This is a genomic window from Micromonospora endophytica (assembly GCF_003236305.1).
Classification (GTDB): Bacteria; Actinomycetota; Actinomycetes; order Mycobacteriales; family Micromonosporaceae; genus Micromonospora; species Micromonospora endophytica.
In genome coordinates, this window is the sequence record NZ_POTX01000276.1 from 1 (window position 1) to 7,171 (window position 7,171).

7 protein-coding genes are annotated in these 7,171 nt (G+C 66.8%); 6 read left to right on the top strand and 1 reads right to left on the bottom strand.

Annotation, left to right across the window (positions count from 1 at the left end; all coding sequences use genetic code 11):
- Positions 1–882: hypothetical protein (locus C1I93_RS26565; protein ID WP_146603584.1), on the bottom strand; the 882-nt coding region annotated here is incomplete at its 3' end.
- A 1,221-nt stretch (positions 883–2,103) separates the two neighbouring features.
- Between C1I93_RS26565 and C1I93_RS26575 the strand changes: the two genes are divergently transcribed.
- From C1I93_RS26575 to C1I93_RS26600, 6 genes are read left to right on the top strand one after another with little or no spacing between them, the layout of a single operon-like run.
- The gene (locus tag C1I93_RS26575; RefSeq protein WP_181445336.1) at positions 2,104–2,877 is read left to right on the top strand and encodes an ABC transporter permease subunit; all 774 of its coding nucleotides are present in this window, start codon (positions 2,104–2,106) and stop codon (positions 2,875–2,877) included.
- Between the two features lies 1 nt (position 2,878).
- Positions 2,879–3,907: an ABC transporter substrate-binding protein gene (locus tag C1I93_RS26580; RefSeq protein ID WP_181445337.1), complete on the top strand. Its 1,029-nt coding sequence runs from the start codon at positions 2,879–2,881 to the stop codon at positions 3,905–3,907.
- 1 nt (position 3,908) lies between these two features.
- The gene (locus tag C1I93_RS26585; RefSeq protein ID WP_223256605.1) at positions 3,909–4,670 is read left to right on the top strand and encodes an ABC transporter ATP-binding protein; all 762 of its coding nucleotides are present in this window, start codon (positions 3,909–3,911) and stop codon (positions 4,668–4,670) included.
- Complete coding sequence (locus C1I93_RS26590) at positions 4,667–6,055, top strand: NtaA/DmoA family FMN-dependent monooxygenase (RefSeq protein ID WP_111246021.1); 1,389 nt, start codon at positions 4,667–4,669, stop codon at positions 6,053–6,055. The genes C1I93_RS26585 and C1I93_RS26590 overlap by 4 nt, the downstream gene beginning before the upstream one ends.
- Positions 6,052–6,483, top strand: a complete 432-nt coding sequence (locus C1I93_RS26595; RefSeq protein WP_181445338.1) for an OsmC family protein — start codon at positions 6,052–6,054, stop codon at positions 6,481–6,483. Before C1I93_RS26590 ends, C1I93_RS26595 begins: the two co-directional genes overlap by 4 nt.
- Before the next feature lie 58 nt (positions 6,484–6,541).
- Complete coding sequence (locus tag C1I93_RS26600; protein ID WP_111246023.1) at positions 6,542–7,048, top strand: flavin reductase family protein; 507 nt, start codon at positions 6,542–6,544, stop codon at positions 7,046–7,048.
- The last annotated feature ends 123 nt before the right edge of the window (positions 7,049–7,171 follow it).

Sequence of the window (7,171 nt, forward strand, 5' to 3'; positions counted from 1 at the left end):
GGTTCCTCCCGGCATGCTGCGCAGCCGATCCAGGAGTTCGCGGATGTTCTGGATGAGCCGCTGCCGCGTCCACTCCTCGCTGTCCGCGCCGGTCACCGGAGGACACCCGGTGCTCGCTCCCACAGCGTTCGTCAGCAGCCGCCAGGCTTCCTTGCCCGCGTACCGGAAGACCCAGAGGACGATCCAGAACACCTCTCCCGCGTGCCACCACCAGTGCTTGGCCTTCTCCCAGGTCTTCTCCAGCAGCTTGACGAGGGTGCTGTAGATCTGCGGGAAGTACGGCTGGGTCAGCTTGGCCAGCCCGGCGGCACCCAGCCCGTAGACCATGCTGCGGGCCAGGGTGTTGCCCCACGCGGTGAGGTCGGTCAGTTGCCCGTCGAAGTACTGCGAGGCGACATTGCTCAGCAGCTCACCGAAGAACCCACCAAGAAACCCGCAGATGCTGGCCATCTCCGGCGCCCACATGAGACAGAGGCCGGTGACCGCCACGGTGGCCACCACGCCGAGCGTCGCCGCGATCGCACCCTGCCAGCCGTTCGTCGTCGCCCAGATCTCGGATCCGGGGATGGTGACGGTCACGACGGTTCCCTCGACCTGGACCTCGCCGTCGAAGTCGACGAAGACCGCCGGTGGCAGCTCGCCGATGCCGTTACCGCCGATCAGCGACCTGATCCCGTCACTGAGCCGCGGATAGTCGTCCGCGATCTCCTCCATGGCCTGTCGTACGTACGGTGCCAAAGCCGGATCGGCGAAGTCGATCTCAATGACGAGATCCTCGTCGTTCGATGGCTGGGCGCTCACCTGCACCGCGCCGACTCCCAGTAACAGGGAGACCGCGGTCACCACCCCCACGAGGCCGCCGATCAGGCGGTCTCGCATCACCCGTCCAATGTTCATTTAGCATCTTTCGCGCAGAAGGGGTTGACATCACTGCCCACCGGAGCGCGGTCGAACGTCCTGCCCGGGCGGCAGGCGTCAACGCGGCGGCATGGAGTGGGCAACATCGGCGGTGGTGGCGATGCGCCCGTCAGCGTACCCAGTATCTATCCACATAGGAATGGCGCTCCGACGTCGCCGATCCACGCTCTCGGGTCCGTCGCCCCTTGATCCGGCCGCTGTTCCGCCGCCCAGGCCGTTGGCGGTCCGGCAGAACGGTCCGCCAATTGCTGGTGGAGGTGCCGGGCGTTGAAGAAGACGATCGGTGGGTCGCCGACCGGCTGATGCTGGGTCGCCGGCCGGCGATGCTGCCCGGGATGCGGTATCCCGCGGCCTCCCGGACGGTCGAGGGTGCCAGATGCGGGATCTCGCGCGACGGGTGCCGGCCGCGAGTCAGGACGGTCGGGTCAGACCGGCGATGGCGGCCAGTCGCGCCGCGCGTCGCCATGCTGTTTCGCAACGCCGTGGCCGCCGCAGAACGCGCCACCACCTGACCTGCCCGGTCGCCGTCTCGGCGGAATGGCGGTATCCCGCCCACCGGTACCCCGCCATTCCGCTGAAACGGAGTTGATCATCCGGGTGATGCCCGGGGCGGGTTGCGGCATGTCGCGGTATCAGGGCCGGCGGAGGCCACGGGTCGCCGCATCTCGTGCGTGGCTCCCGCGGGTTGCTTTCCGTGTGGGTGTGCGTACGCATTGCTGCTGCCTGATCGAGGATAATTAATGAAAAGTCGTCCGGGCGATGGTTCGGCTTTTCGACTCTCGCGCACGTGCTGTTAGCGTGCGGTTGCATTGGGGTGTGGCGTTAACCGGGATGAAATGGTTATCCACCGCCAATGTGGTCTTCTCCGGGTGGCTGATGGAACGTCGTGTAGTCGGCCAAATGGCCCAGTCGACTAACTGCATGGCCGTCCGCTGAGTGCCTCTCGCGTCGGCGCCCTGGGCCGGTCGGTGATGTTGTGTCGGTCACATCGAACGCCTCTAGGTGTGGCTCGACCTGCTGGGTAGTATCCCCTCATCTCCTATCTGGTTACTAGGACAACTGAGCGCCTGCCGCGTGGTGGCAGGCGGTTATATTGCGCTACGGAAGGTCGTGATGAGGTCCACCGCTGCTCGCCCAGACTTATCGCGGCTGTGGTTGAGGTTGCGTTTAGCGCCCTGGTTGAGCGTGTTAATTATTGTCGCAATCTGGATTGCGGCAACGGCCACCGGATCGGTGTCGACCCAGTTTCTTCCGTCCCCCACCGAGGTGGTCGACGCTGCGGTCGAACTCGCCGAAGCCGATCTGTTGTGGACGTCGGTTTCCGTAACCATCGTCCGCGGGCTTCTCGGGGCGGCAATCGGTATCGCGGCAGGAATTCTGCTGGGTGTGCTTGCCGGTTTCTCGCGCTGGGCCGAGTACGGGCTGGACAAGCCGATCCAGATCGTGCGGGCGGTGCCGTTCACGGCCATGCTTCCGTTGTTGATCCTCTGGGTCGGCATCGGGGAGGAGACCAAGGTCCTTCTCGTGGTGCTGGCGACCGCGGTGCCGGTCTACTTCAACACCTTCGGCGGCATCCGCAACGTGGACCGACGCCTTGTGGAAGCGGGCAAGGTCTACGGTCTGACCGGCTACCAACTCTCCACCCGGGTGCTCCTTCGCGGAGCCCTGCCATCGGTGTTCGTCGGGATCCGGTACGCGCTCGGCATCACCTGGGCGGTGCTCGTGCTGGCCGAGAGCCTCAACGCGGTGAGTGGGATCGGGTTCCTGCTGACGAACGCGCGGCAGTACGGGCAGAGCGATGTCGTGATCCTGTGCGTCGTGCTGTACGCGGCGCTGGGGCTCATCACCGACGCCTTCGTCGAGTTGATCGAGCGCAGAGTTTTCCGCTGGCGTCAGGGGCCAGGTAATGAGAGCCGTCGAACAAATCGAGTTCGTGTTACAAGATCAAAGGAAGATTGACATGAAACTACTGCCGCAGGTTCGCAAGCGGTCACTCGGAGTTGGTGGCGTCGCTATCCTCACGGCACTTGCCCTGGCTGCCTGCGGGAGTGACTCCGACTCCGCCGCGACAGCCGCCACCGGCTCGTCGCCGTCTCAGGGCGACTCGGCCGTCGCCCGGGTCGGATACTTCGGTGGCACGAGCCTGTGGACCCTCGCCGAGGACAGCAACGCCGTCTCGGACGCGCTCAAGAGCATCGGCGGATCCGTGCAGTGGAACGGGCCGTTCGCTCCGGTGGAGGCGTCCGAGGCGGCAAAGGCCGGCCGGATCGATTTCACGTCGAACTCGGTGGCCACGTTCTTCAACGAGGCGGATTCCGCGTCCCCGCTGGTGGCCTTCGCGGCGATCCGCAACAGCGGTGACAACCAGGGAATCGTCGTCCGCAACCAGGCCGGCATCGCGACCGTCGCCGATCTCGCCGGCAAGCGGGTCGCGGTGAGCACCCCCGGGTCGACCGGTGAGTACGTGCTGCGTGCCGCCCTGGAGTCGGCAAGCGTGCCGGCCACCGACGTCAAGACCGTCTACATCGCCAACCCGGCCGACGGGGTGTCCGCGCTGGCCAGCGGCGACGTCGATGCCCTGGCGACCTGGGACAACTTCTTTGCCTCGGCGCAACTGATCAAGGACACCACGGTGTTGACCACCAACGCCCAGACCTCGGCGCGCAACTGGAGCCTGTTCGTGGTCACCCGCAGCTTCCTCGACGCGCATCCCGCTTCTGTGAAGGCGGTGTTCGACGGGCTCGCCAACCAGGCCCAGCAGATCCGGGCCGATCGCGAACTGGAGCGCAAGGCGCGACTGGCGGACGGGCAGCCGGCCAATCTCGTCGACCTCGTCGTCGGCTTCGACCCGGGTGAGGTCGTCGCGATCAACGACGAGGTGTTGGCGCAGATCAAGGAGGTCGGCGAGCAGACCGTACGCTTCGGCTTCCGCAAGAGCCTCCCCGACCTTTCCAAGAACTACGTAGATGTCACGTCGCTCGGTGGCTGACATGCTCCAACTGGCCACCGGCGTCTCGCGCTTCTTCGGTGCCCAGCGGGTGCTCGACGGCCTGGACCTGACCGTCGAGGAGGGCGAGGTCGTCGCCCTCCTCGGCCGGTCGGGTTCCGGCAAGTCCACGCTCCTGCGGCTGCTCGCGGGTCTGGACAAGCCCGACGCGGGCCAGGTCACCGTGCCGGACGGCGTGGGGGTGGTGTTCCAGGAAGCTCGGCTGTTCCCCTGGCTCGATGTGCTCGACAACGTCACGATCGGTCTGCCGCGGACCGCGCGGGCGGCAGCCCTCGACGCGCTCGCCGAGGTCGGCCTCGCCGACAAGAGTCGGGCCTGGCCGTTGACCCTGTCAGGTGGGGAGGCGCAGCGGGTGGCCCTGGCCCGTGCGCTCGTCCGAGAACCCCGACTGATGTTGTTCGACGAGCCGTTCGGTGCCCTCGATGCGCTCACCCGCATCGCCATGCACCAACTGGTGGTCCGGATCTGGGCCCGACACGCGACCACCGTCGTGCTGGTTACGCACGATGTCGACGAGGCGGTGCTCCTGGCCGACCGGGTGCTCGTGCTCGATGGGGGGCGGATCGCCCATCAGGTAACGGTGACACGGGCCGCAGACGGATCTGTCCCCGCCACGGAGCTGCTCGATCGGCGCGCCGAACTGTTCTCCCACCTGGGCGTCGAACAGCTGGGTGCGCTGCGCAGACAGGCACGAGCGGAACCGGAAACTCCCCTCTCGCAGCAGGAAAGGCTCGCCCAGACATGACGCAGGAACACGTGAAACTCGGCCTCGTCTACAGCGGTATCGGCCGCCACTCCAGCGCCTGGCGGTTGCCGGAGGCCGAAGCGGACGGATACACCGACCCCGCTCTGGTCTCCGAAGGTGTCAAGATCGCTGAGCGGGGAAAGCTTGACTTCTTCTTCGTCGGCAACTCGCTGACCAGCTCCGCCCACCGGGGAGACTTCGCGTACACCGGCAAGAACGTCCAGGTGTCGCATGACCATCTCTTCGCCATCGAGGGCTTCACGCTGATGGCCTACGCGGCCGCGTTCAGCGAGAAGGTGGGCCTGGTGGTGACCTTCAACGCGACCTATAACGATCCCTTCCACATCGCGCGGGTCACCGCGACTCTCGACCACCTCTCGGGTGGTCGACTCGGCCTCAACATCGTCACCGGATCCGACCTCTCCGCGGCCTTCAACTTCGGCCGAGAGCGCCACCTGGACAACGAAGACCGCTACGACCGGGTCGAGGAGTTCACCGAGGTGCTGTGGGACCTCTGGGACAGCTGGGAGGACGGCTGGCTGGTCGCGGACAAGGAGAGCGGGGTCTACCAGGACGTCACCAAGGCGCGACGGATCGACCACACCGGCAAGCACTTCGCGGTGCGGGGTCCGCTGAACTTCCCCCGGCCACCGCAGGGGCATGTGCCGTTCATGCATCCCGGATACTCCGAGCGGTCGCTGGAGTACGCCGCCAAGTACGCCGAGATGCGGTTCATCCAGTGGCGGCACGCGGAGTGGAACAAGGCGTACTACGCCGACATCAAGTCCCGCGTGGTCCGGCACGGACGCGCCGAGGGAGATCATCTGCTGATTGCCGGCATCACCCCGTACGTCGCCGAGAACGCCAGGGACGCGCACGCCAAGTTCCGCGAGGTGCAGGATCTGAACATCAACGTCTTCGTGCCAGAGGTGCTCTCCGGCCAACTCGGCATCGATCTGGCCGGCCGTACCGGTCGGGACCGGGTCCTGGCGGCGATCGACCGGACGCTCATTCCGGAGAAGGCGTGGATCATCGACAACGCGATTGCGAGCTTCGATGACGAGGACATCACCCTGGAGGATCTGACCCACTACATGGGCAACAACCCCATGTCGCAGCCGGCGATCGTCGGGGACGGCAAACAGCTCGCCGACTTCATCGAGTCCAACTTCCGGGATCGGGCCTTCGACGGCCTCGCCATCTGCCAGCCCTACTGGCCGGGACCGGCCGACGCCTTCGTCGACCTGGTGATCCCGGAACTCCAGCGCCGGGGCGTCTTCCGGCGCGAATACACCACCTCGACCCTGCGCGAGCACCTCGGCCTCGGCCCCGCGCCGAACCGGTTGGCCGCGCGGGCCAAGGCCGCGGAAGAAGGTGCCGCGTGACGACGCCACCGGTCGAACGCACCCCGTACACGCTGGCGCTGCGGACGACCGAGGTGATCGGCCGGTTCGAGGCGGATGGTGGCGCCGCGGTGTTCACCATCGACAACGGCAAACTGCTGGAGTACGCCGAGCATCCGGGTACGGCGGACTATTTTCTCGCGAGCCTCGCGGGCTGCGCCCTCAACCTCATCGCGGCGCGATCGGTCGAGTGGGAGTTGCCGTATCCGCAGCTGGAGATCGGCGCGTCGTACCTGGTCGACGAGAACGACAGCACCCGCTTCGCCAGCATCGAGTTGTCCTTCAGTTTCGCCGACACCGACGTGGAGCAGAGCCGGCGCTACGTGGACGACTTCGCCGCTCGCTGTCCGATCTACAACACCCTCGTCCGCGGCGGTGCACCGATCAGCATCGAGGTGACGACGGCCTGATGAAACCGCAGGATGGCTCGGCGGGGATCCAGATCCTGTCGGTGCCGGAAGGAATGGCATGACTGCCCAGCCGGTCGAGCCGGTCGACCCGGACACGTTCCGTTCCCTGCTGCGCCGGCAGGCGGCGTCGGTCGCCGTGGTGACTGCCGCGGGCTCCCCGCCGGTGGGGTTCACCGCGACCTCGTTCACCTCGGTTTCCCTGCGCCCGCCGCTGGTGTCGTTCTGCCTGGCCCGGTCGTCGTCGAGTTGGCCGACGGTGGCCGAAGCAGAGCATGTCGCGGTGCACCTGCTCGGTGCGGACCAGCGGGGTGTCGCCCGCACCTTCGCTACCAGCGGCATCGACAGGTTCGCCGCGCACTCCGGATGGCGGTACGGCCCGTATGAGGTGCCGTTGCTGAACGGACCGGTGACCTGGCTGCTCTGCCGGGTCACCCAGCGGGTGACCGCCGGGGACCACGCGATCGTGCTGGCCGAGCCGCTGGTCGGCCAGCACGGCGCGGGCGACCCCTTGATCTACCACATGGGACGGTACGCCGCCCTGCAGCCGGCCACCGACGAGCCGTGAGCACCCGCCGCGCAGGCCGGGTCGGGCCGAGACGACCGGATCGTTGACGTTCTGGCTGCCTTCTTCTCGGCGTGTTGAGTCGCCTCGACGTCAACGATCATGCGGAGCGGGGTGGGGTGGGGT

What these genes read in the sequence shown, in the direction of transcription:
- C1I93_RS26580 (WP_181445337.1), top strand. Translation starts at nt 2,879, where the DNA reads ATGAAACTACTGCCGCAGGTTCGCAAGCGGTCACTCGGAGTTGGTGGC.
- C1I93_RS26585 (WP_223256605.1), top strand. Translation starts at nt 3,909, where the DNA reads ATGCTCCAACTGGCCACCGGCGTCTCGCGCTTCTTCGGTGCCCAGCGG.
- C1I93_RS26590 (WP_111246021.1), top strand. Translation starts at nt 4,667, where the DNA reads ATGACGCAGGAACACGTGAAACTCGGCCTCGTCTACAGCGGTATCGGC.
- C1I93_RS26600 (WP_111246023.1), top strand. Translation starts at nt 6,542, where the DNA reads ATGACTGCCCAGCCGGTCGAGCCGGTCGACCCGGACACGTTCCGTTCC.